Source organism: Arthrobacter sp. NyZ413, from assembly GCF_049390645.1.
Lineage (GTDB): Bacteria > Actinomycetota > Actinomycetes > Actinomycetales > Micrococcaceae > Arthrobacter.
In genome coordinates, this window is record NZ_CP155434.1 from 1,128,006 (window position 1) to 1,151,468 (window position 23,463).

Here is a 23,463-nt window from a genome sequence, read left to right on the forward strand (position 1 = left end):
GAATTTTCACACAGGCTGGAGCAGAGGCATCCTGGAGTAATAATCCAGGCGGAGCCGAGTCTGGGATCTGCCAATAGTGCGCGGTTTCTCATGGACGGGTTCAAAGTAGGCATTCCGAATCTCCGGACTCGGAGCCGTTTTAAAACGGCAGTGCAAGAAGCGCGCCCATGGGCGTTCGCGGCCAAGCTGCTTCTCCCTGGTGACAAAGACACAGAGCTTTACGTCGCCCTCGTGTTCAGCGGTGAGAACTTGGCTACCTTAGAGCACCGTCTGAGCGTGCTTGATGCTCGCGCCCAGCCGGGGAAAGAGCCGGCAACTAACAACACAAGGTTCTTGCTGCACCGGACTGGTTTTTACGCCACGGTGATGCAGGAGCGTGACCGCATTGATCCCGAACTTGAGACCGGGGAGTACGGTGAGCCAGTACCCGTCGACGAAATTGTTTATGCGGACGTGGAAAGGAGCGGTAGGCTTTCGCCCGCAGAAGTGGACATTGTTAATCGCCTTCGTCGGGACTTCAATGCACCAGAGAAAATACTGAGACTCGAAAGCGATGGTGCTGTAATCCAGGCTGTTCCGCGTCCAGAGCAGTTGTCCATCCGTGAGGTGACGCAACGAACACGCTCACTAGGCGGCCATTACAGCAACGCCACGTTGGAGGCCTTTCATCTGAATCTGACCCACAACTATGACAAACATTTTGTTATTTTGCGTGGAATTTCTGGAACGGGCAAGTCTCGTTTAGCCAAGTGCTATGCATACGCAGTGTTGGGTGCGGACAGCTTGGCGGAGAATCACGACCGCTTCATAGTTGTTGCCGTTGAGCCTCAATGGACTGATCCCACATTTCTCCTGGGCCATCAGGATGTTCTCGACCCGGCTGGTTACCGACGAACCGCCTTCCTGGATGCTTTGCTACTCGCTCACTCAGACCCTATGCAGCCAGTTTTCGTTCTGTTGGACGAAATGAATAGGGCGCAGGTAGAACATTACTTCGCCTCCTTGCTTAGTGCCATGGAGATTGAAGGTGCCATTAGGTTTCATTCAGTTGGCTCAGAAACCATTCCCGGTGTCCCTCCAGAGATCCCGTGGCCGAAAAACCTGTACCTTATTGGGACCGTAAATGATGACGAAAGCGTGCTGCCCTTCAGCGGAATGGTCCTTGACCGGGCCAACTCTCAAGATTTGAGCTACGTCGACGTCAAATCTTTCTCAGAATGGCTACGTGAAACCGAGCCGGCATTGGCTGAAGTGCTAACGGATCAGGTAGTTGAATACCTAGCTGCCCTCGGAGCCCTACTTGCCCCTTTCCAACTTCATTTTGGAAACCGAACTGTCAGGGAAATCGCGCTCTATCTGTTGAGTGCGAAGAAGAGTGGCGCGACAATCGATGCGCTCGACTATCAGATTGATCAGAAGATCCTTCCAAAGCTTCGGGGTGGTGAGGAGTGTTCTCGAATGCTGTTGGATCTGATACAGCTTCTCGATGGCCGAACTTTATCTCAAAAACGAGTCATGTTAATGAAGTCCGACCTGGATCAACTTGATTTCTTCAAGTATCGATGATGGCAGATTGGAATTTATTACTTCACACCACCAAATCATCATCCGCCCCATCGATTGCTCAGGCTTGGCCCCACGTGATCGAGGGGAAAGAAGGATCGATAACGGAAAACCGCACGTACTGGTGGTACTTAAATGGGGATATCGGTCGACCTTACGACATATCGCTCAGGGTTAATGGCGTGTTATTAAGCCGTGATGTTAGCTCAGAGCGGGAAATTTGGTTTGAATGGCCCGTTGGCTTCAATGCCGGTTTTGCTGACGTAGAAATTCTAGGCCTTAGGGCCGAACCTGAGTCCGTGCGAGTAACTGTTGATCCGGCTCAATCCAAACTCGTTCGCAAGGACTTTCGGTTGATGCTGAAGGACATCATGGACGACACTCGTTCCCTGGCGTCCACGTCCGGACTCCACACCGGCTTGACTCGGGGCAAACGTGTTCTCCCCATTGCTCAGGTGGAGTTTCTAACGGAGTCGACCGGTCTCCTTAGAACGCTGGTCCTCGAACTCGACTCTAGCCACACCAAGCGTCTGGGAAGAGCAACTCGCTTGGTTGCCCTTAGGGATGCTCGAGCCTTGAGCATTGCTGAATGGAACCGTAGCCGGCGGCACGGAGTACCAATTGATCAGCACGTCAAGCAAAATCTACCCCATCGGGTTGCGCGTCTTGTTGCTGCTAACGGAGGCCTGCTCCCACGTCGGGTGGACCAAACTCGCACTATTCCCGGTGTACGTCAGCGAGAGCATCAAGAGATTCTGGGCCTTATCAAATACACTATCCGCCTGCTTCGGCGTGCGATTCGCAACCTCGAGTACCGGGAGGTGGGGCAAGGCGAGGCCGTGCTGGCTCGCCGCTGTAGGTTCGCGGCAAGGCAGCTTACTGGGCTTTTAGACCTGCCTATTTTTGCTAATGTTGAGCCTATTCATGGGCGCTGGGGTTATTCGCATGTCTACGAGCGTGTAGAACCCTATCGATCACTATATCGTCTCTATCGTGACATACATTCTGGCGTGAATAGTGTAGATGGGGAGTTCACAAAGATTCCTTTGCGAGAAACGTTTCGGCTATATGAGACTTGGGTCGCCCTCCGGCTCGCGAGGGCAGCAGGAACGATTGATCCAGCATTGGATGCCAGCTCCATGTTCCGGGACGCTCTGGAACAAAATACCCTTACGTTTTCTCTAACGGCCAGCTCTGTTGTTTTTCAAGGCAGTGTTCTGCGATTCAAGCCGGTCTACAGAGAGACCTGGCAAAGTGAGAGTGGCCTGGGATCGTACTCGCGGCATATGATTCCTGATATCGTTCTGGAAATTCAGGGGGACGGTATGTCATCGGGGCAGATCATTGTCCTTGATACGAAATATAGGGTCGAGTCGGAGCTGAACGATGCGGTCGCCTCCATTCATATGTACAAAGACGCCCTAATACAGGAAAGTGGGGGTGACTCGAGTCCCTATCATCGTCGAATCGTCACGACAGGCCTGATAGTTGCACCAAGTCTGCCACGCGGAATGGGGCCAGAGACGGACTGGCGCAAAGAGCGCATGCCTACCGTAATCTTTCGGTCCGGTTATCAGGAGCGCTTCCGTCTTGGGGCCTTGGTCCTTCAGCCTGGGGCGGACCTGTCAATGGTTGCGGACACCCTTGAGCGCTTGCTCGGACGAATGTAGTCCCCGGCGATACCGCTGTTGTCTGCAACGGTGTCCAGCGGAGACATGCTTCCGGTTGGTTAGTCGCACCCGCCCGGGGGGGGGGTAACGGGCGGATTCAGCGGCACCGCCTAGGGAGAAAACTCGCTGGCGGGCTGCATCTGCGCCTGGGCTCCTCTTGAAGTAGTAGCTGAACGGTGCCAACTCCGGCTGCGACGAAGGTTCCGCCACCGCAGCAGCCGGCGGATACTGTCGGTAGGCCCGGAGGAACATCATGCTGAAATATATGCTCGAAATGGCGGAAGCGCGTAGAGCAACACCGGGACGTCGCATCTATAACTACGCGATGGCTGCGGTTTTGGTGGCAGTCGGAATCTGGGTTTTCGCCACGGGCGCGCCCGGATGGATCTTTCTCGCCGTCGCTGCCGTTGACGCCGTCGTCGATATCGTCCTCGTCAATAGTTGGGTGAAGCATGATGCCTTGCGGACGTCGCGATCCGCCGGCGATTCAGTCTGATCTCGTTGTCCGTCTGTTGAGCACCAAGGTCTGAATGAATCGGTCGGCTGCCCTACCGTGGATCCAGCTTGTTGAATCCCGTAATGTCGCCCCGCACTAAGGAAACGATGAATAGATTAATGTCCCGAGGGCTGATCTTTGGTGCCGGATTTGGGTGCGCGTATGTGTTGGTGATTGTTTCTTTGAGCGCGACCAGCGGCCCGGGATTGTTGGTACTCGGCGGACTTGGCGGTGCGTTCGTAGGTGCCCCGTCAGGTTTCATCATTGTGGTCTTCACCCTTGGCGTCGTTCGGCTGGTCACAGTTCGACCCGGCTTTGAGAAAGCCATTGCTGCCACCACAACCGGAGCTCTGACTCTGCTGATCCTTATGGCTTTGGCATCGGGTTCGGATACACAGTGGCCATGGTGGACGGAGGTTGTCACGGCGAGTGCCGCGGCCGCCATTGGTGGGCTGGTATGGCGTCGGGAGAAGACTTTGGCTGAGAAGTCCAGCGAGCTTCATGTCCCCCAACATACTTCGCAACCCGATTCGCGAGGTTAACTGCCGGACACCGCGTGACAGTGCAAGGTTTTGTCTAAGAATTGCCCAAGATTCGTCAATCGACGTTCCAGACGGAGCGGATTATGACAGCATCGTGCTCGGGGCCTTTCCCACTGAACGTTGGGGGTAGCGATGTTCGTTCCGAATTCCGGGGATCTCTTTCGCGAGGACGATCTGCCAGTCCAGATTCGCGCATTGCGGATGCCGCGCTGGGCCGGTGCTGTCCTCGGTGCCGGCCTGGTGGTGATGGCGGTTGCAGCGGTTGCCGCCTCGATCGTTGTCAACGATAGCGACAGCACGATCATCCCGGCTTGGGTCGAGGGACTCATCCTGGCGGGGTCAATAATCTCGGCTATCTCAGGTGCCGTCCTGCTTTGGTATGCGGGGGAGTGGGTCACGCTCACCAAATTCGAAGCAATCGTCACGAGGGCATTCGTCGTCCGCGTCAGGGTCGACCGCACGCAGCTTGAAGACTTCCACGCCTACCTCCACCAGCACTACGCCCGCGGGGGAGTTCAGTACCGCATGGTGCCCACCTTCACCACCAAGGACGCATACGACCGACTCCGGGACCTGCCGCTACCATTCCTGTCCTACTGGAACCCTGCCGGAGGGACACAAGCTCCTCTGCCACCGCGCGCCGCGTACATCGAGGCCTGGGCGCGGGCGGGCTACAGCCCGTACTCAAGAGCCATACCCACAGGCGTCGTACCGTACACGCTCTCGATGCATCGGGAGGCCATGCGAACAGGCCTGCGGCACCGCGCGCGCATGTGGGCGATTATCCTCCCGGTGGTCTCGATCGGGCTTGGCCTAAGCCTCGGTTTCGGTCTCGGACCTGTCGCCAAAGGCCTCGGACACAGCCGCAGCTTTGACGCCAACCGCAGCTATGACGCCGAAACGAACCGCACCGGCATCCGCGACCTCAACGACGCTCTTACCCCCGACATCGCCAGCTACCAGTGGCATGCGACGGTGTATCCGAGCACCGGCACGAGGGACTTCACCTTCTACCCGATCATGCGGTCACTACCCTCAGGGCCCTACACCGTCCGATATTTCATCCGCGACCCGGCGCAGCACGGCGCGGACCTCAGCGTTCCCGAGCAGAGGTACGGCCGAATCGTCTCGCAAGGCACAATAACCGTCAAAAACCCCACAATTGCGTTCACCCTGGACCACGACGACAGCACCTTCGCCATCGAGGTATACGTCACCGACGACCACGGGCACACCACGGCCAACTCCAAGATCTACAGAAACATCGCCGAGCTTCCGGCGCCGACTCCCACGCCCCTTCCCACACGCTGAGAGCCCGGAGCTTCGCATAGGGATTCCGGCGCGGGAGGAGGCTCCAAGCCCGGACCGACGCTGGACAGCACCGTCAGCGCGTGGTTGCGTGGGAGTGTTGCCATGGCCGCATACGGAAGGAACAACAGTGAGCAAGCTTGCACTTATCACGGGAGCCACCTCCGGAATCGGCTGGGCATTTGCCGAGCGACTTGCCGCCGACGGTTACGACCTGGTGATCGTGGGCCGACGACAGGAGCGCCTGGAACAATTCGCCCAATCCCACCCTGAAACCAAGATCCGATCCGTGGCCGCCGATTTGTCCACGCCCGCAGGGATCGACTCGGTAGCGCAGATCTGCGCTACCGAACCAGTGAGCATGCTCGTGAACAACGCAGGCGTGGCACACTACATGCCTCTCGCCGAGCTCCCGGCGGACAAAGCCACGGAACTCGTCAACGTCAAGGTCCTCGCTCCCACCATGCTCAGCCGCGCCGCGATCCCGGGCATGCAGGACCGGGGCGAGGGAACCATCATCAACGTGGCCGGCATGATCTCCTTCGGCGGCCCCGCCCCGCACTCCCAGATGCCCCGCCGCGCAGTCTACGGCGGATCCCTGGCCTACCTCGTCGCGATGTCCCAGACCCTCAGCGCCGAGCTGGAAGGCACCGGAATCACGGTGCAGGTGGTTTGCCCGGGCGTCGTGGCCACGGAATTCCACGAACGCCAAGGCATGGACCTGAGCATGATTCCGCGGATGAGCGCCGCCGACGTCGTCACCGCCAGCATACGCGGCCTGGAACTCGGCGAAACCGTCTGCGCCCCGGGCGTCGAGAACACCCGGCTCCTCGACGCAGTGTTCCAAGCAGACCTCGCCGCTTTCGGCGCGCAGAGCCCCGAGCTTGCCACGCGCTACCGGACAAGCTGATGCGATCCTCATCAAACGGTCCTAGAGTGGGGCCCATGGCTATCGCACGCTTCCCGGTCGTGGTGCTCGATTGTCCCGACCCCAAGACCCTTGCCGAGTTCTACAGCGCCCTCCTCGAGTGGAAAGTCGAGCGGAACGACGACGACTGGTGGTCCGTTCGTGCCGAATACGGGGATTCGCTCGCCTTTCAGAAGGTCGAATCCTTCACGCCCCCGCAATGGCCAGGCCAGGACGTCCCGCAACAGATGCACCTCGACGTCTCGGTGGACGACCTCGACACCGCCGAGGCCGCCGTGCTCGAACTCGGGGCTACCAAGCACGAATACCAGCCGGGAACGTCATTCAGGGTGTTCCTCGACCCGGCCGGCCATCCGTTCTGCCTCTGCCAGGACTGACGCTACACGTTCGCCGTCTCCGTGACCTGCGCCGCCACGTACACCGGCGGGAACAACTCGGAGGCTTCGCGCCGCCGGTAGTCACGTTCCCCGTAGGCTTCGACCATCTGCCCGAAAAGCCGTTGTCCCTCGGCGCGTATTTCGTCGAGATCGATGCCCGGAAGCGAGCCGTCAACAACCACAGGGCGACCCGCGACGTAAGTATCCGTGACGTTGCGAGCCGAACCGTTAAGGATGAGCGTGCGGAGGGGATCTTCCACGACGCCGTCGCGGAAGTCGCCCAGCGACGCGACCATGATGTCCGCTTGTGCGCCCGGGCACAAGCGTCCCAAGTCGTCGCGGCCCAAAGCCTTGGCACCGCCCAGCGTGGCGGCGTCGAAGAACGCTGATACCGAGCCGGCGTCCCGGCGGCCTTCCGCGATGCGCGCGAGGTGCGTGCCGACGTCGATACCCTTGATCAGGTCCGGCGGGAACGAATCCGTGCCCAGGCACATGTTCACCCCGGCGGCTGCGAAGGCGTCGAAGGACTTGAGCATGCCTGAGTAGTGGAACGACGTGAGGGGACAGTGGATCACGCTGACGCCATACCGGGCCAGTACCTCCAATGGCCCGCCTTCAGCGCTCGACGACGGGTCCGTGCCGTCGATCACGATCCCATGCGGGATCAGGAGCCGGGTCTCCAGCAATCCGGAATCCGCCAGCTGCTCCAGGACCGTGCGTCCGGTGAGCTTGAGGAGTAAGCCGTCTTCGTTGGGCTGCTGGAGGCAATGCAGGCGCACCAAGACGTCGCGTTCGGTGGCCAGCTCGGCGGTCCGGCGCATCAGGTCGTCCGAGAGCGTCTCGATCCGGCAGGGGAGCAGGACACCGGTCAGCAACGGGTGCCCGAGTTCCTCGGCGTAATCGAGGAACCGGACGGCGTCGGCGAGTCCCTTGCGTCCCTCGTCCTCGTCGAAGAGGACCACGCGGCCGCCGTCGTCGTCTGTGACATTGATCCCCGAGCGGTAGGCCGGCCCCAGGAAGCCGCGCAAGCCGAGTTCGATGCTGGACTGTGCCATCCCCTGCAATTCTTCGAAGGGTTCAGCCCACGAGCTGTGGATCTCCGAGGCGATCGGCATGTAGGTGGTCACACCGTGCAATGCCAGCTGCGCCAAGGCGAATTTGCGCACGATCTGGCGTTGCGCCGCGGTGAAGACATCCCGACGGCGGTGGGTGAAGTAGTCCTCGGACCATTGCAGTCCCGGAGCGGTCTCTTCCGTGGGCCAGGAATCGAAGATCATGTGGTCGATGTCCGCCAAGGCATCGAGATCGATGAGGCCAGGCGCGATCAGGCTCTGTCCGAAATCCCGGCGCTCGTCCACGGGACCCGCGTAGGCGGTGCCGACGTAGATCACCTCGTCGTCCCGCATCACGACGTGCCCGTCCTTATGCAGCACGTGCCGGGTCCCGTCATAGCCAAGGACGTACCGGGCAGAAAGTTGGGTAATCATGAATCCTCCATATTTGGTATCCCAGGTTAACTAGCCGCAGTTCTTGCTCGGCGGCGACCATGGGCGACGATGCCCACGATCTCCAGAGATTTCATGCGACTTCTGTGACATGTATTGCATTGCGATGTGATCGAGCTTACCATTTTTGGTATACCAAATGGCGCAGGCGAATCCGCCCAACGCCTCTTCAGCACACGAAGGGTGCAGAACAATGAAGAACCGATCCACAACCACTCCGGAGGTGGATGCGCCGGTAGCAAAGGTCGACGACGGCGCGACCCGCCTCTTCACCCCGACGGCGCGGCAATGGGGATCAATGATCCTGTTGTCCACCGGTATCTGCGCCGTCGCCATCCTGGCCGGCACCCACAAGATTCCGCTCGGCAACGCCGCGATCGTCCTCATGCCGGTCTTGTGGGCAGTGCTGATCGGTGCGGTCATTGGGGTGCAGAAAGTACGGCCGATGTCCGGCCAAAGCCGCGCGGTGGCCTCTGTCTTGCTCAATGTCAGCATCGTGATGTTCCTGGCGGCCCTCGGCACCCAGGTGGGGCCCTCCCTCGCCAAACTGACGGCACTCGGCCCGGCCATCCTGCTTCAGGAAGTAGGCCACATCTTCGGTACCGTCATCATCGCCCTGCCCGTCGGCGTCGCACTCGGCATGGGCCGGACGGCAATCGGGGCCACTTGGGCGATCGACCGTGAATCCTACCTGGCCTACGCGCTGCAGCGCTTCGGTGTGAAGTCGCCGGTCTACCGCGGCGTGTTCTCGGTTTGGCTGCTCGGCAGCGTCTTCGGCGCGGTCTTCATCTCCCTGCTGGCCGGGCTGCTCGGCGGGATGGGCATCTTCGACCCGCTCGCCCTGGCCCTCGGCTTGGGGCTCGGCTCGGGATCGATGATGCTCGGCGGCGTAGCGGCCCTCTCCATCCTCCATCCGGGGCAAGCGCCGGAAATCATGGCGCTCGCGGCCCTCTCCAACCTCGTGACGAACCTCGTGGGTTTCTACGCCGGCGCCTTCCTTTCATTGCCTATGGCCCTGAGGCTCTACAAGTTCTGGTCGCGCCTCTTCCGGCGTAACGACGACGGCAAGCGCCTTGACCGGTACGGAAAGGTCGTTTCGGCGAACCTTCGCGGGCGCAAGGATAGCGGTACGGTAGACGTTTCGGCGGTGATCCAGGACCCCGAGGTACGTACGAAGCCTTCGACGTGGATCATCGCGTTCGCAGCAAGCATCGCCACCGGAGTAGTCCTCAACGCCCTAGGCACCAAGTCCACCAGCCTTAACGACGTAGTTGGAGTGGTGATCCTCGGCCTCCTGACCGCCCTGGCCTTCGTCCTCGCGAAGTACATCCCCGCCGTGCCGTCGAGCGTATGGGTCCTCGCCCTCGCAACCTTGGCGACGGCGCCGATCCTTCCTTTCAGCGGCGCGATCGTTTCCCTCACCCACAACCTCGACGCCCTGTACGTAGGCCTCGGATCGATTGCCCTGCTCGGCATGAATGTGGGGCGCGATGTCAACGCGCTAAAGACCCTGAACTGGCGCACAGTAGTTGTGGCGACAATCACGTTCTCTGCGAGTTTCGTGGCAGCCGCGGCTCTTGCGCAATTCGTCATCCATGTCTGAGCGGTGACATAACCCCAATCCAGGCGGGTGGAATGGACTCCTTCGTCCCTTCCACCCACCTTCCCGCGTTTCCTGGGCGAAACCCTCGGCAGGGCCTGCAGGTGATATTCGACGCATCGTGGCCCCTTCGAGCCCTAGCGCACGCCATATTCGGTCGAACATGAACGGCGGATGGACAGCAAGCCATCTCGGGCTTGCTAAGATCTAAAGGCTCGTCGGCAAACCGGAGAGCCTCCCCATCAATTGGTCCGGAACGGACGTGCGTCGACGCGCCCGGTACCGGCCCCTGCCCGACCCGAGGAGACCCCCAGCCCTCATGACCGCATTGGCCGAACCGGACTATTTCGAAGACTACGACCAGGATTACCGCAGCGAGCTCGACTCGCGTTATGAGGAAGGCTTCGGGCGCGGCCCCGAGCTGGACGACGACTACGACAGTGGCTATGACGAACTCGACAAGCTCTTCGATGGTCTTTTTGACGACGAGGACGACTTCGACGCCCCTGCCAAGGCCGAAAAGAAGGCTCCGGCCAAGAAGGACGCTGTTAAGGTAGCTTCCGCCAAGGCAACAGCGACGAAAAAGGCCACGGCAAAGTCGCTGCCGAAGGCCAGCCCGGTCATTACCCGCCGGGTAGTGCCCGCCGCCGCTCCGGCGGCCGAGGCCCCCGCCGCCGTCGTGGAAACCGCGCCCGCCGCCGTCGTCGAGCGCACCGCTGTCGAAGAACCGGCCGTCGCTGCAACTCCCGCGCGCGAAAAGGCGACTGTGACCGTCGTCGAACCCGCCGCCGTCGAGCCCGTCAGTGCCGAATCGGTTTCCACGGAAGAAGCCCAGGCTCCTGCGGAAGAAACGGTTCCTGCGGTTCCGGACAGCCCCTTCTTTGCCCCTCACATAGCGCCGGTCAACGAGCACGTGGACTTCCTCCGCAAGCTCCGTCCGGGCTTCGAGGTCCCGTATGTCGATCCGATGCACTCCGTGGAGGAGTGCCGGATTGTTTCCCTGTTCTCCAACACCGGAGAGGCCTCTCCGCGCGGAGTTGTCTGGGCCGGCGACGACGTTGCCGCCACCCGGCTCCTGGGCCTGCAGTTCCAGCTCGGCCTGCGCCCGGAGTGGATGATGCCGTGGAACACCCACCCGTGGTTCACCCCAGGCGAGGCGAACGGAAAACTGACTCCCGAGCAGGTCAACGCCGGCCTCAAGCCGCTCATCGGCTTCCTCAGGCTCGTCCCGCGCGCCTCGGCGATCGTCGCGCACGGAACGGAAGCCAACCGCCTCGCGCAGATGCTCCTCAAGACCGACAATCCGCTGATCTGGCGGCGCGGCTTGAAGGTCTACAAGGCCCGTTCGCTCCACGGGCGTGCCTTCGCCGGGTCCAAGGAACGCCAGACCGAATGGCTGATCGAAATGGGCCGCTCCTACGCAGACGCGATGGCACGAGCGGGCCTCCAAGCAGGACGGCGCTAAGCAAACCGCCTATCCCCGGCAGGCGCTGAGTGGCTTACCACCCAGCTCGCGCCGGGGTTGCGGTTATTTCTTCGGCGAACGCGGTTTCGCGGCTTTTGGCGGAAGGGTGGCTACGTAGGCGAAAGCCTTGTCCACCCATTCGGCCGTTTGCTCTTCGTCGGCGTTCCAGGTTTCGGGCAGTCCGACGTAGCCGCCCATGGGCCGCCCTTCCGGGCCGAAGGGAAGAGTTTGGTGGTTGGCTTCGAGTGACTCCCGATCGGCGTCGGAGAGCCTGACGCCGATCATCGGACCGAACAATCCGGCGAACATGTTGCCGTTCACGAAGGCGCCGAGGTTTCCGAACATCGGCTTGACCACCACCTCGGGGTTGTCCGGCACCACTGCGCGGAAGTGAGCTTTGTCGGCGTCGGACGGTTTGGGTATCTGCACGTGCCTGCTCCGGAGTAGGGGATCGAAAGCCTGGGACTGCATGCAGCATACGACGTGAGGATGCGTGCGGCCAGCGTCTGGGGACCGTGCGCGTGGGCGTTGCGGACAGGGGTGGTGAGCGATCCATGCCGCGAGACTTGCGCTGGAGGGGCTCGGGGTCGGTCCACACAACGACTGGATTGTCGTTGCGCGGATCCGACCACGAGCCGTTCAGACTCCAGGGTCTAGAGAGATCCGTTTTCGCGGGCTTTTCCTGACCGGTAACGGTGAATTGCAGGGACACCAAGAAAGATGTATCCGAATGCGATGACCGGATATGCGGTCCAAAGTGGACCGAGCAGCACTCGAACGGGGTCGACGATAATCATGACGATGCCCAAGAGCGCTATCGCAAGAGTCAGCAAACCGCTCCAGCCGTGAAGCATGACTTGGCGGGTTTGTTCCGCAGAGATCATTTGGTGGCTCCTGCGCCGTTACCTGCAATTGCTGCCATTGTAAATGACAGGGAAGGATATCTGGCTGGTCCATCGATACGTTCGGATTCCTACGCAATCGCCCTGGTTGTGAGCTTGTGACGCAGCGATTGTCAGGGCACCCCCGATTGCCCCGCAAAGCACGGCCATCCCCGGAGTCAGCAGTCCGCAACCGAGGGAGACGACGCCCGTTGCTTGCCATCCATTGTCCGCAATGGTCTTGGTTTCGGACTTATTGAATTCGACAGTGCAGAACCAGGCGTCGCAGGCCGTCCGCGGGTCGGCGACTACTGGGAATGCCGCTCCTCGCAAATTGATGTCCTGTTGGAGAATGTTTCCATTGACTGAGTAGGACGTCGGCAGATCCTTGCCGGTGGCATCTACAGCCCAAGGCGGGAGTATCACATTAACCAGTGTGCCGTCGTTGGAATAGACCGCGACACTACCATTGCTCCGCGATTCGAGGATGGCTGGAGCTCCGTTGACAAGAAGTTCGTAGCCGAAGCTGCTCTTCTTAGCAGAGTTGATGATCGTGTATCCCGCGAGTCGACCGCCCGTGGAACCTGTGGCGTAGTTGTAGTCCGAAGACTTCGACCCGAATACGGTCAGGGGTCCCCTGCTGGCATCAGCTTTCTGAACCGAATCGTCGTGGAAACGGACCTGCAATGTGCCCCCCGGCAGATCGACTTCCGCTCCTCGATCAACGATTCGAATTGCGCGCACAGCCGACTTCGAGTCGACATTGTGCCCGGCTTCGACAGACGACCGCGCCGACGAGCTCGCGCGTGAGTTTTGGTGTGGGATCTCCGTATTTTTGACGGCTCGATCCAATGCGTCCAGTGCTCTAGCCGATTGATCCGAAGGCATTTCGGCTGCCGCGGAAGGAAGTGCAGATAAGACAAGCCCCGCTGCGACGAGCATTGCGGTCAATAACAGCTTTCCTCTGAACTTCATTTCGTTCCCCAGATGGTTCGCGAACATTCTCATATCTCTCCCCAATCGCTGTGACGACATTCGCTATCGGGTCGGGCGTCGCGGTCTAATCTGTCGTCCGAACCCAATTGAAAAATACGGCCAGCAGTCTCCGGCTGGGTGTGAGATTGTCGGATCTAGGTGTGAAAACAGCCAATCTAGGTGTGAAATTACGTCTGTCTAGGTGCAAAAGAGCTTAAACACCTAGTTGGGGTGTCCCTCTGCTCAGCCTTCATTCGCCGTCGGCTATTTGAGGAGGTGGCTCGGGCTATCAGCCCCTCCAACTCCAAACGGAACACCCACAGCAACACGTCCTCGCCCGGCACATACCAATCGCGCTCCGGCGCCCGCCGGAAACCAAGAGACCGATAAAGCGAATGCGCCCGTTCCATGAACGTCGCGCTCGTCAGGCTGATCGCACGAATTCCAGGCAACCGCTGAGCATGCTCAATGATGGATCGAACCACGGCCCGGCCGACGCCCGAGCCCTGCAAGGCAGGATCCACCGCCAGCATCCGAAACTCGAGCTCATTGTCCAGCGCGATCTCGCTGTATGGCTGGCCGGTGAAGGTCAATGTCACAGCGGCCACCACTGCGCCGGCAGACTCGGCCACCCACACCTCCGCGTGCTCCGCCCGGTGTTCCACATCGTCCAAGACACCCATGTAAGGGTGGTCGGCCGTGAAGTGCCCCGCCTGCACATATGCCTCCCGGGTGATCCTCCGAACCTCCGGGAAATCGGCCGCCGAAGCGCGCCTGAAAACCAAGTTCACAGCCCAACCCCAGCCGAAACCACGCGCTCAACATACGAATCCAACGAACCCAACTTCGGCTGGGACGACGGATTCGCCACGGCATCGGCGCCAACCAGATTGGCCACAGCCAGCCCAACCCCAGCCGAAACCACGCGCTCAACATACGAATCCAACGAACCCAACTTCGGCTGGGACGACGGATTCGCCACGGCATCGGCGCCAACCAGATTGGCCACAGCCAGCGCATCCCCATAAGAAAGCCCCGACCGCAACGCCAACACCAAACCAGCGCAGAACGCATCGCCCGCGCCGATCGTATTCGCCACGGTCACTGAAACCGAAGGCGCCTCAGCAACACGGACACCGTGCTCAAACATCGCCGAGCCGGCAGCACCATATGTCACCGCCACTAACTTCGCCCCCGAAAGAGCGGGAATCAGCTCATACTCGGTCTCATTGACGATCACCAGGTCGCACCGTTCCAGCAGTTCCGCCGGAAGGTCCATTGCAGGCGCCGCGTTCAGCACGAAGAAACCCGAAGCGCGACGCGCAACCTCCAGCACTACGGGCAGCCCGACCTCGAGCTGGCACAGCACGGTCTCCTCAGGAGCAAAAGAAACGCCATCCAAGGCAAACCCCGAGTTAGCCCCCGGGCACACGACAATCTGGTTCTCGCCGTCGTGATCCACCACGATCAGCGCCGTGCCGGTCGCGGCGCCATCCAGCACCGCAACCTCCGAAACGTCCACCCCCGCAGACGACAGCGCCGAGAGCATCACGCCGCCTTGGGAATCAGAGCCAACGGCCCCGATCATCCGGGCAGTTCCACCAAGCCGCGCGGCAGCGACCGCCTGGTTCGCCCCCTTGCCGCCGGGTTGCTGGCTTAGAACGCCGCTGCCGATGGTTTCCCCGGCCGTGGGCAGCCTGTCCGTGGTGGCGATGATGTCGAGGTTGATGCTGCCGACCACGGTGACGGCAGGAAGTCGAGTGCTCATGGGAAGTCCTAACGAAAGAGGGCTGATGAGGAAATAGTGTACGGGATGGTTGTACTTGTGTGTCATACATGGTTGTATAACAACTCACATCCCAACGGCAGGACGTGCCTGCAGAACAAAGGAGTTTGATGTGAACACCCCAGCAAGCGTCACAACAACGCCGCCACCCGCCGTCGTCGGCGAAACGGTCACCGGCGAATCAGCCGAAACAGCCGAAAACAAACTCGGCGGCCGCCGCGCGGCGATGCTTATTTCCGCGCTGCTTCTCGGCGTGCTGTCCTTCCAGCTCAACGCGAGCATGGTCACCCCGGCTTTGCCACACATCGCCGAGAGCTTCGGGTTAGGTGCGGACAGTGCCGCCCCGGTCCAGTCCATGTTCTTCCTCGCCGGGGCCATCGCAGGTCCAGTGATCGGCAGGTGGAGCGACTTCATTGGACGCCGCACCGCGCTCCTGCTGGTGCTCGCGATCATGGGCGTCGGCACCATTCTGTGCATCGCGGCACCCACCCTGCCCGTCCTCATCGCGGGACGATTCCTTCAGGGCGTCTCCAGCGCTGTCTTCGCCCTCGCCTACATCGTGCTCAGCGAAAACCTCCAGCCCCACGTCTTCGGCACCTCGGTGGGCATCATCGCCGCCATCAACGGTGGGATCGGCGGAGTTGACGGCTACTTCGGCGGACTCATGTCCGAAACCCTCGGCTTCCGCTCTATCTTCGTCGTCGTCCTGATACTCACCATCATCGCCGCGGGCTGCATCCTCAAGACCGTTCCCAAGGGCAAGCCGCGGGGGATCCGCGGCGCGATGGACTGGTGGGGAGCAGGATCGCTCTCGGTGTTCCTCGTCTTCATCACCTACTTCGTGTCCGACGGCTCGGCCGCCGGATGGACCGCGCCGAGCACCCTCGCCCTGCTCGCGGGAACTATCGCATCCTTCGCTGCCTTCTGGATGATCGAGAAGCGACGCCGCAACCCGCTCATCGCGGTCCACCACCTGCGCTCGCGGCAAGTCTGGCCCGTCATCGCCACCACGGTCCTCACCCTCGCGGGCATCTTCGCGATCATCAACTTCACCGTGGTGCTGCTCAGCCAGGACAACCACCACGGCTTCGGACTCAGCGCATCGCTCTCCGCACTCTTGTTCCTCACCCCGGCCGCGCTTATCGGCGTCTTCGCCGCCCCGCTCGCCGGCTGGCTCGCCGACCGCCGCGGCTGGATCAAGACCCTTCGCGCCGGCACCGCACTCAGCCTCGCCAGCGCGATCGTCGCCGCCGCGTTCTCCAGCAACCAGATCGCGGTGATGGTCGCCGTCGCATCCCTCGGCATCTTCTACAACGGATTCTTCCTCACCGCCATCAACGGACTCTCGGTGCTCCTTTCGCCGAAGGAGGCACCGGCTGCCTTGCCGGGCATCAACGGTGCGGGCTTCGGCATCGGGGCGAGTCTCGGCGTCGTGATCGTTGCGCCGTTCGCCGCCCAAGCGACCTCAGCCGGTTACGCCACAGCCCTCTGGATCTCGGTGGCGATCACCGCCGTCGCGTTCATCGTCAGCCTCTTCGTCGCCGCCCCCAAGGGCGAAACCCTCTAATCCCACTCACCTACCGAAATGAGAACCATGACCACGCCCGCGCCGTTCTATCTCGACTGCGATACCGGAATCGACGACGCCCTCGCCCTCGCCTACCTGCTCGCCTCGCCACATGCCGACGTGCGCGGAATCGGCAGCGTCAGCGGTAACGTCAGCGCCGCCGTCGGAGCCCGAAACACCCTCGACCTCCTCCAACTCGCCGGCCACGCACACATCCCTGTCGCGCTCGGCGCGCATGACCCCCTCGCTGGATCCTTCCATGGCGGAGCGCCGCACGTGCACGGCACCAACGGGATCGGAGAGGTTTCGCTCGCGACGGCGGCTGCCGCACTCGCGCCCGAAACCGCGCCGGAGATGCTGGTCCGGCTCGCGCACGAGCACCCCGGCACGCTGAAGGTCCTGGCCATTGGGCCTTTGACGAACATCGCCGAAGCCCTGCGCCTCGACCCCGAGCTGCCGGGCTTGGTGGACGAAATCACCATCATGGGCGGGGCTGCCTTGGCCCCCGGAAACATCACCCGCGTAGCTGAAGCGAATATCGCCAACGACCCCGAAGCCGCCGCTCTCGTGCTATCCGCGGACTGGAAGATCACCCTCGTGCCGCTCGACGTCACCATGGCCAACGTCCTGGAGGAGAGCCACAGGCAAGAACTCCTCGCTTCGACCGAGGCCGTCCCGCTAGCGCTGGGGGAGATGCTCGGCTACTACTTCCGCTTCTATGAGGGCATCTACGGCCGCGCTTGCTCCGCCATGCACGACCCCCTTGCCGCGGCGCTCGCCGTCGGTGCCGTTTCCGCGGCGGTCGCACCCGTGGTGCGCGTCGACGTCGACACCACTTCCGGTCCCGGCCGCGGCCAAACCATCTGCGAACTGCGCGGACTGTACATGGACTACCCGGAACAGCCCGGCGCACACTGCCGCGTTGTGCTGTCCCTCGCCGACGACTTCGCGCCGCACCTCGTGGAGACGCTGCTGTCGTTTTCGGCTGAGAGTACGACGGCGGATCTCGGGTTGGCTGCGTCCGTCGCCTGACCGCCTGGGGGCTTAGGACTGGAGCGTCTGCATCACCGAGAGGTGCCCGGCGCGGTCGGCGATGAGGCATTTGGCCAGGTAGAAAGGCCGGTTTGCGTGCCGGACGTATTGCGTCAGGACAAGGACGGGGTCCGAGGCGCGCAGGTCCAACAACTTGGCGCGGCTCGGGCCTACCTGGCTCAGGCTGATCTGGCACTCACCCGGCCCCAGGCTGCGGCCCGCCGCTTTGTTGAGCGCGGCAAGCAAGGTGGTGCCGCCGTCGTCGTCGATTTCCAACGGCGCGGCGGGACCGCCGGCAAAGCTGACAGGGAGGGCGGAGATGTTTTCCTGCAGTTGCGCGATCGGCTCGCCGTCCCTGATCAGCACGGACTCCCACAACCAGCAATCCTCGCCAGGCTTAACGCCGACGCCCGGGGCCGCGAACTCGGACGCGGGCTGCTTCACCATCTGGGTCCGCTTGATTTCCACCTTTTTCCCGGGGCCACCGAGGACTTCCTCGAATGGTCGGATGCGTTCGATACCGATGCGGGGCAGGGTATCCGAGACGAAACGCCCGACGCCGCGCCGAGCCCGGATGAGACCGTCTTCCTCAAGCAACATCAGGGCTTCCCGCACCACCGTGCGGCTGACCTTCATGTCCGTGCCGAGTTCTGTTTCGGTGGGAAGCATGGAGCCGGGGTGCAGCAAGTTGTTGCGGATGGCTTCGGCGATCCGTGAGTAAACGACCACTCGAAGCGGTGAGCCGGGCTGCGCCTCCACCGGCTGGGACAGGAACCGGACGGCGTCCTCGTGCACGATATGCCTCGCTTTGTGGTCTTGGGGGGAAAAATCCAGCGTAGCAAGTTGTACGGGCTTGTTGGACAAGGCGGGGCTTTCGGCTCGACAGCGTGCCCACGGGATCCCGGCCAGTTCAGCCCCAGTCCTTCACCGCCCCGCCACGCACGCCGCAACGTACTCGGCATCCACGCCCACACCTCCGATGAGCGCGGAGTAGTGGCCCGTCAACCACGGCAGGCCCACCACGAACAATCCCGGATGCTCGGTGACGCCGCGTTCGTGGCGCGGATAGCTCCACTGGTCCAGGACGGGAAGGTCAACAAAGTTGAGGTCCAACCGGTAGCCCGTCGCCCAAAGAACCGAGCTGATGTTTTCCGACGCCAAGTCGAGCCGGGCCGGCTCCTCCGGCAGCCAGTCATCCGTGGCTCGCACCTCCGCGGGTGGAGCGTCGATTCCCGCGGCGGCGATATATGCGTCGAGCGCACGTTGCATGCGTTGGCTGAAGCCCGATTCGACTGTTGCCAAGCGGTCGGCGAGATCGTCCGTGAAGACGAGTTCGCCGTCGTCGGCTGCTTCCAAGCGACCGTGCAGACGCATGCCGCTGCGGCCCAGCTCGCGGAGGCGGATGTCGTGGCCGCCGTCGGAACCGGACAACAGCGGGTTGCAGCCGAAGCGGGCCGCGGGGGAGGGCAATTGCTGGACCCTCAGGGCGTTGACTCCGTATTCGGGGCCGTGGAGGCCGGTCTGCAGAACCCAATAGAGTGTGTCGCGCCCGCGGTAGCGGCGCGGCGCCTCCGGACACGTCGACACCGCTAGGTGAACCTGCCGCCCGGCCGCGAGCAGCTCCTCGGCGATCTGGACACCCGACTGCCCGGTCCCGACAACCAGTACCGCGCCACCGGGCAGCTGCGCTGGATTGCGGTACTGGTCCGTGTGCAGCTGCACGATATCCCGAGGAAGGTCCGAGGCGACCGGTGGAATCTTCGGCATCTGAAACCCGCCGGTCGCCAACACCACATTCCGTGCGCGCCAGGTTCCGTCCGACGTCTCAACATTGAAACTGCCGTCCGACGCCGACACCCGGGTCACGTCCGTTCCGGTCCTGACCGGTGCATCGATCCGCCGCGCATACTCGCGGAAGTAGTCCACGACGTCGTCGCGCGCCATAAACGCATCAGGTTCCGTCCCCGAATACGGGAGTCCCGGCATATTCAGCGCGAGATTCGGCGTGTTCAGGACGAACGCGTCCCAACGGTCCTGCCACGCGCCGCCCAGCGCGGCCCGCTTGTCAAAGATGACGTGCCCGACGCCGGCCCTGCTGAGGAAGTAGCTAGCGGCCAGTCCCGCTTGGCCGCCACCGACAACCACCGTATTGATGTCCAGGGGATTGCCCGATGGTCCGTCCCCTAGCGGTTCAGTTTCCATGGCTGATCCCTTCTCCTGCTCGCCGGCACCAGGTCAATCTTCGGCGCTTTGGCAGAACCTTACGCCTGGCAATTCAAGGAGGGAACGGATCGGTCAGGATCGGAGAAGCGATCAAAGTGGCCCGTGCCTAGAGTCAAAAGTACGAACCCATCAACATCTATTGAAGGATCTGACATGACCTCCATCGATTCAGTCACCCTCGAAGTTCCGGACCCCGCGGCGGCCGCCGATTTCTATGATGCCGCCTTCGGATTGGGCGAACTCGTGCGCGTTCGCGCGGCCAACGCCGCGACCAACGGATTCCGCGGATACACCCTTTCGCTCGTCGTTTCACAACCCTCTACGGTCAGCAGCCTGATCGACTCCGCCGTAGCGGCCGGAGCCACCACACTTAGACCTGTCCAGAAATCTCTGTGGGGCTACGGCGGCGTGGTGCAGGCCCCGGACGGCGCGATCTGGAAAGTCGCGACGTCAGCCAAAAAAGACACAGGGCCAGCCACACGCGAGATCGAAAAACTCGTCCTCCTCGTGGCAGCCGCTGACGTGACGGCAAGCAAGAAGTTCTACGTCGACCGCGGACTCACCGTTGGAAAGAGCTTCGGTAAGTACGTCGAATTCAACATGCCGTCCAGCCCGGTTCAGTTGGGCCTATACGCCCGCCGTGCCCTCGCCAAGGACGCCGGTGTAACTCCCGACGGCGGCGGATCGCACCGGATCGCGATCGGCAGCCCGGCCGGCCCGTTCACGGATCCCGACGGATTCGCCTGGGAGGCCGCATAGGACAGTGCGTTGCAAGGACAAGACGTGAGCTCTGGGCTGGCGGGATCGCTCCACCTAATGGGGGCGGTTTCGCCACTCAACTTTCGTCAATTCACCACTCACGCGCGGTCGATGGCCCTAACCTTCTTACACGGACAACAGGGTCCGCAACGGCGAAGGTGGAGACAACAACATGATGGCTTCGACCGCGAAGACGATGTTCACCATTTGCGTAATCGTCGCGGTTCTCGGCGCGGGCCTATCGGCAATCACTTTTCTGGGATACGCCGTGCGATACTCACGCCACGATTCGAAGCTCGGTCGCATCCCCTACGACGACTACCTTGAACTCACAAGCATGACTTTGACCGAAAAGTACTTCCTGACGGTCGGTTCCCTTTCGTTCCTGGCGGCAGCGGCGGCTGCGGCGATGATTCTCGTGCGGGCCCACCGGCGATTGCCGCGATCGTCGGAATAGTATTGCCGGGAGAGCTATTCGAAGCGCATGGAAGAGGCGCCGCATGATCGAGATCTTGAACCCTGCCGAGTTGCGCCGCGCAAGGGCAGCGGGTGCCCTTGTTGCTGACGTCCTGTACACGCTGAAGGGCCGCGTCGAAGCTGGAACCAATCTCCTGGACATCGACCGCTGGGCGCGGGAAATGATCGTCGACGCCGGCGGGGTGTCCTGCTATGTGGACTACGCGCCGTCATTCGGACGCGGACCGTTCGGGCATTACATCTGCACTTCCGTTAACGACGCCGTGCTTCACGGACTACCGCACGACTACAAGCTCGTCGACGGCGACCTGCTCACGCTCGACCTCGCAGTCTCCAAGGACGGAGTCGTTGCGGACTCCGCGATCAGCTTCATTGTCGGTGACTCAAAGCCGTTGGAGAGCGTCGCGATGATCAACGCGACCGAGCGTGCGCTCCAGGCGGGAATAGCCGTTGCCGGCCCCGGTGCCCGCATCGGTGATATCTCCTACGCCATAGGCTCGGTCCTGAGTGACGCAGGCTATCCCATCAACACGGAGTTTGGAGGTCATGGCGTCGGATCAACGATGCACCAGGACCCGCATATCCCAAACACCGGGCGGCCGGGCCGTGGCTATGAACTCCAGCCCGGGCTTTTGCTGGCCTTGGAGCCGTGGGTCATGGCGGACACTGCCCTGCTCATCACCGATCCCGACGGCTGGACCCTTCGAAGCGCCACAGGCTGCCTGACTGCGCACAGTGAGCACACCATCGCGGTCACGGACGACGGCGCCGAGATCCTCACCTTGCCGAGTTAGGCGTCCTCGATACCCCGGTTCCGCGCCTTCGCAAGAGCGGCGAGTTGGCGATGCTACAAAACGCCCGATCGTTCCCAGTGCTCACGCAGCATTGCCGCTAGCCGATCGGGTTCGATCCTGTGCGGAGGATCGAAGTGGTGGCGGTCCGGAAAGACCTCGAGTCGGAAATCCGGAAACACCGTAGACAGCCTCTCCGCGACCTCGCCATAGTCATCCGGATTGCTGAGCCCGCCGAGGACGAAAAAGACCGGTCGCACAAACGCCGCCAACTGCGCGCGGTCGAGGTTGTAGACCTTGAAGTCGTTCAGAAACGCACTGATTCCTGCCGGACGCTTGGCCATCCACGGCGGCGGCTCTCCTTCAGGCGGCGGTGGAAGGACGACGTCGGGCTTTACACCCAACCTCATGAAGGCCACCATGAACTGGGCGGGGGGAAGAGTCTCGAGCGCTTCGTATTGTTGCCAGAGCTCGGCGTGCGCAGAGCTCCAGTCCCAACTACCCGCCCAGGCGGCCTCCAAGAGCGTGAGGCTGCGCAATCGCTCGGGGTGTTTGGCGGCGAAAGCAAGCGCCGCGGCACCGCCGCCGGAATACCCGAGCAAATGGAAAGTATCCCAGCCCCGCGAATCCGCCTCGCGGAGGACGCCGTCGACCTCGGTGTCCAGGCTCCATCCCGGCGGCGGCGCATCGCCGTCGTACAGTTCGAGGTCCTTCGCGACGGCGTCGACGTCGGGCCCCAGCGCTTCGATCAGCGCGCCATAGGCGGGTTGGGCGGGAAGCACGCTCCCCGGAAGAAGAATGACCCGAATCGGCTCCATGGCAGAACTGTACCCCGCTTAGATCGGTCCCGGGTCGGGGAGAAGCGGCTAGTTTGTGGGCGACAGGACGGTGACGCCGGCGCGGACATCAGGTCCGAACGCATAACGTCCACAAGGTTGATTCCGCCCAGCACGGTATTGACCGGCCCAGCTTCGAGTCCGCGACGACGCGCAGCGCAATGTAGTTCGGTGTAGAGAAGCATGCACGCGACGAGACTGTGTCCGCCTGCTGCCGCGGCGGAGAGGTATTCGTCGCGCAATTCGGCCAGCATCTCCGAGGTGCTCATTTCACTCTTGATGCGCGGCACGAGCGTGAAACCAACCGGGCTGCTTGCGGCAGGGTGCACTCCGCCCGACAACAGGGCCCGCTCGAAGGGCGACGCGGATGGCGGCATGCGCGTTGCCGCTATTCCCCGTTGTTAGTGACGTCGATGGTTTCGCCATTCTTGACGCGTTCGAGAATCTTGCTGCCGTTGTTGCGAAGCTCCCGGTGCGGGATCGTGGTCATCTGGGCCCCGTGGCAATCGGAGCACTCACGGTGGAGCAATTCGGAGATGGTCGATGAAGAATTTGAGCAAACACTAGCCAAAAGCCCACACCCCTGTATGATTGTGGCTGTTGTTGTGTTTGGCATTTGGTAGTTCAGGCAGTTCCCGCGGTTCATCAACCGCGACCTTCTGAAGTAACGGTGGAGAACACC

General features: G+C 61.9%; 22 protein-coding genes and 1 pseudogene. 13 read left to right on the plus strand and 10 right to left on the minus strand.

Going from position 1 to position 23,463, the window contains the following annotated elements; all coding sequences use genetic code 11:
- The first annotated feature begins 150 nt into the window (after positions 1–150).
- The 6 genes from ABCW42_RS05375 to ABCW42_RS05400 all read left to right on the plus strand — a co-directional run bounded on the left by ABCW42_RS05375 (position 151) and on the right by ABCW42_RS05400 (position 6,884).
- On the plus strand, positions 151–1,566 hold the full coding sequence (locus ABCW42_RS05375) for an McrB family protein (RefSeq protein WP_423183880.1): 1,416 nt from the start codon (positions 151–153) through the stop codon (positions 1,564–1,566).
- On the plus strand, positions 1,566–3,233 hold the full coding sequence (locus ABCW42_RS05380; protein ID WP_423183881.1) for a nuclease domain-containing protein: 1,668 nt from the start codon (positions 1,566–1,568) through the stop codon (positions 3,231–3,233). The genes ABCW42_RS05375 and ABCW42_RS05380 overlap by 1 nt, the downstream gene beginning before the upstream one ends.
- A gap of 253 nt (positions 3,234–3,486) precedes the next feature.
- Positions 3,487–3,729: a hypothetical protein gene (locus ABCW42_RS05385; RefSeq protein WP_423183882.1), complete on the plus strand. Its 243-nt coding sequence runs from the start codon at positions 3,487–3,489 to the stop codon at positions 3,727–3,729.
- 674 nt (positions 3,730–4,403) lie between these two features.
- Complete coding sequence (locus ABCW42_RS05390; RefSeq protein WP_423183883.1) at positions 4,404–5,582, plus strand: hypothetical protein; 1,179 nt, start codon at positions 4,404–4,406, stop codon at positions 5,580–5,582.
- Between the two features lie 127 nt (positions 5,583–5,709).
- Positions 5,710–6,489, plus strand: coding sequence for an SDR family NAD(P)-dependent oxidoreductase (locus ABCW42_RS05395; protein ID WP_423183884.1), 780 nt, complete (start codon positions 5,710–5,712; stop codon positions 6,487–6,489).
- A gap of 35 nt (positions 6,490–6,524) precedes the next feature.
- Positions 6,525–6,884: a VOC family protein gene (locus tag ABCW42_RS05400; RefSeq protein WP_423183885.1), complete on the plus strand. Its 360-nt coding sequence runs from the start codon at positions 6,525–6,527 to the stop codon at positions 6,882–6,884.
- A gap of 2 nt (positions 6,885–6,886) precedes the next feature.
- Here the strand turns inward: ABCW42_RS05400 and ABCW42_RS05405 are convergent, their stop codons facing one another.
- Positions 6,887–8,371, minus strand: a complete 1,485-nt coding sequence (locus ABCW42_RS05405) for a chlorohydrolase family protein (protein ID WP_423183886.1) — start codon at positions 8,369–8,371, stop codon at positions 6,887–6,889.
- Between the two features lie 211 nt (positions 8,372–8,582).
- Here ABCW42_RS05405 and ABCW42_RS05410 point away from each other — a divergent pair, with 211 nt between their 5' ends.
- Both ABCW42_RS05410 and ABCW42_RS05415 read left to right on the plus strand, forming a co-directional pair.
- The gene (locus ABCW42_RS05410) at positions 8,583–9,992 is read left to right on the plus strand and encodes a DUF3100 domain-containing protein (RefSeq protein WP_423183887.1); all 1,410 of its coding nucleotides are present in this window, start codon (positions 8,583–8,585) and stop codon (positions 9,990–9,992) included.
- A gap of 964 nt (positions 9,993–10,956) precedes the next feature.
- Positions 10,957–11,454: a uracil-DNA glycosylase gene (locus ABCW42_RS05415; protein ID WP_133204594.1), complete on the plus strand. Its 498-nt coding sequence runs from the start codon at positions 10,957–10,959 to the stop codon at positions 11,452–11,454.
- Between the two features lie 63 nt (positions 11,455–11,517).
- On the opposite strand, the gene ABCW42_RS05420 is transcribed toward ABCW42_RS05415, so the two are convergent.
- The 5 genes and pseudogenes from ABCW42_RS05420 to ABCW42_RS05440 form a co-directional block, all read right to left on the minus strand.
- Positions 11,518–11,883, minus strand: a complete 366-nt coding sequence (locus ABCW42_RS05420) for a TfoX/Sxy family protein (protein ID WP_423183888.1) — start codon at positions 11,881–11,883, stop codon at positions 11,518–11,520.
- A 224-nt stretch (positions 11,884–12,107) separates the two neighbouring features.
- The gene (locus ABCW42_RS05425) at positions 12,108–12,338 is read right to left on the minus strand and encodes a hypothetical protein (RefSeq protein WP_423183889.1); all 231 of its coding nucleotides are present in this window, start codon (positions 12,336–12,338) and stop codon (positions 12,108–12,110) included.
- A gap of 18 nt (positions 12,339–12,356) precedes the next feature.
- Positions 12,357–13,337 carry a hypothetical protein gene (locus tag ABCW42_RS05430; protein WP_423183890.1) on the minus strand — a complete coding sequence of 327 codons (981 nt, stop codon included), beginning with the start codon at positions 13,335–13,337 and terminating at the stop codon, positions 12,357–12,359.
- A 272-nt stretch (positions 13,338–13,609) separates the two neighbouring features.
- Positions 13,610–14,101: pseudogene (locus ABCW42_RS05435) on the minus strand (GNAT family N-acetyltransferase); the annotation flags it as partial.
- Positions 14,098–15,078 carry a ribokinase gene (locus ABCW42_RS05440; RefSeq protein WP_423183891.1) on the minus strand — a complete coding sequence of 327 codons (981 nt, stop codon included), beginning with the start codon at positions 15,076–15,078 and terminating at the stop codon, positions 14,098–14,100. The gene ABCW42_RS05440 and the pseudogene ABCW42_RS05435, both read right to left, overlap by 4 nt.
- A gap of 130 nt (positions 15,079–15,208) precedes the next feature.
- On the opposite strand from ABCW42_RS05440, the gene ABCW42_RS05445 reads away from it, so the two are divergent.
- Positions 15,209–16,663 carry an MFS transporter gene (locus ABCW42_RS05445; RefSeq protein WP_423183892.1) on the plus strand — a complete coding sequence of 485 codons (1,455 nt, stop codon included), beginning with the start codon at positions 15,209–15,211 and terminating at the stop codon, positions 16,661–16,663.
- 27 nt (positions 16,664–16,690) lie between these two features.
- Positions 16,691–17,695, plus strand: a complete 1,005-nt coding sequence (locus ABCW42_RS05450; RefSeq protein WP_423183893.1) for a nucleoside hydrolase — start codon at positions 16,691–16,693, stop codon at positions 17,693–17,695.
- 12 nt (positions 17,696–17,707) lie between these two features.
- Here ABCW42_RS05450 and ABCW42_RS05455 read toward each other — a convergent pair whose 3' ends face one another.
- Together ABCW42_RS05455 and ABCW42_RS05460 are read right to left on the minus strand one after the other, a co-directional pair.
- Positions 17,708–18,490 carry a GntR family transcriptional regulator gene (locus ABCW42_RS05455; protein ID WP_423183894.1) on the minus strand — a complete coding sequence of 261 codons (783 nt, stop codon included), beginning with the start codon at positions 18,488–18,490 and terminating at the stop codon, positions 17,708–17,710.
- A gap of 129 nt (positions 18,491–18,619) precedes the next feature.
- Positions 18,620–19,897: a flavin-containing monooxygenase gene (locus ABCW42_RS05460; RefSeq protein WP_423183895.1), complete on the minus strand. Its 1,278-nt coding sequence runs from the start codon at positions 19,895–19,897 to the stop codon at positions 18,620–18,622.
- 174 nt (positions 19,898–20,071) lie between these two features.
- Here ABCW42_RS05460 and ABCW42_RS05465 point away from each other — a divergent pair, with 174 nt between their 5' ends.
- The 3 genes from ABCW42_RS05465 (at position 20,072) to map (ending at position 21,948) form a co-directional block, all read left to right on the plus strand.
- Positions 20,072–20,677 carry a glyoxalase gene (locus ABCW42_RS05465; protein WP_423183896.1) on the plus strand — a complete coding sequence of 202 codons (606 nt, stop codon included), beginning with the start codon at positions 20,072–20,074 and terminating at the stop codon, positions 20,675–20,677.
- Between the two features lie 172 nt (positions 20,678–20,849).
- Positions 20,850–21,134 carry a hypothetical protein gene (locus tag ABCW42_RS05470; RefSeq protein ID WP_423183897.1) on the plus strand — a complete coding sequence of 95 codons (285 nt, stop codon included), beginning with the start codon at positions 20,850–20,852 and terminating at the stop codon, positions 21,132–21,134.
- A gap of 43 nt (positions 21,135–21,177) precedes the next feature.
- The gene (map, locus tag ABCW42_RS05475; RefSeq protein ID WP_423183898.1) at positions 21,178–21,948 is read left to right on the plus strand and encodes a type I methionyl aminopeptidase; all 771 of its coding nucleotides are present in this window, start codon (positions 21,178–21,180) and stop codon (positions 21,946–21,948) included.
- A gap of 53 nt (positions 21,949–22,001) precedes the next feature.
- On the opposite strand, the gene ABCW42_RS05480 is transcribed toward map, so the two are convergent.
- Entirely contained in the window at positions 22,002–22,763 is a 762-nt protein-coding gene (locus ABCW42_RS05480) for an alpha/beta fold hydrolase (RefSeq protein ID WP_423183899.1), read from the minus strand.
- Positions 22,764–23,169: 406 nt separating this feature from the next.
- Entirely contained in the window at positions 23,170–23,271 is a 102-nt protein-coding gene (locus ABCW42_RS05485; protein ID WP_423183900.1) for a type II toxin-antitoxin system Phd/YefM family antitoxin, read from the minus strand.
- Positions 23,272–23,463: the final 192 nt, after the last annotated feature.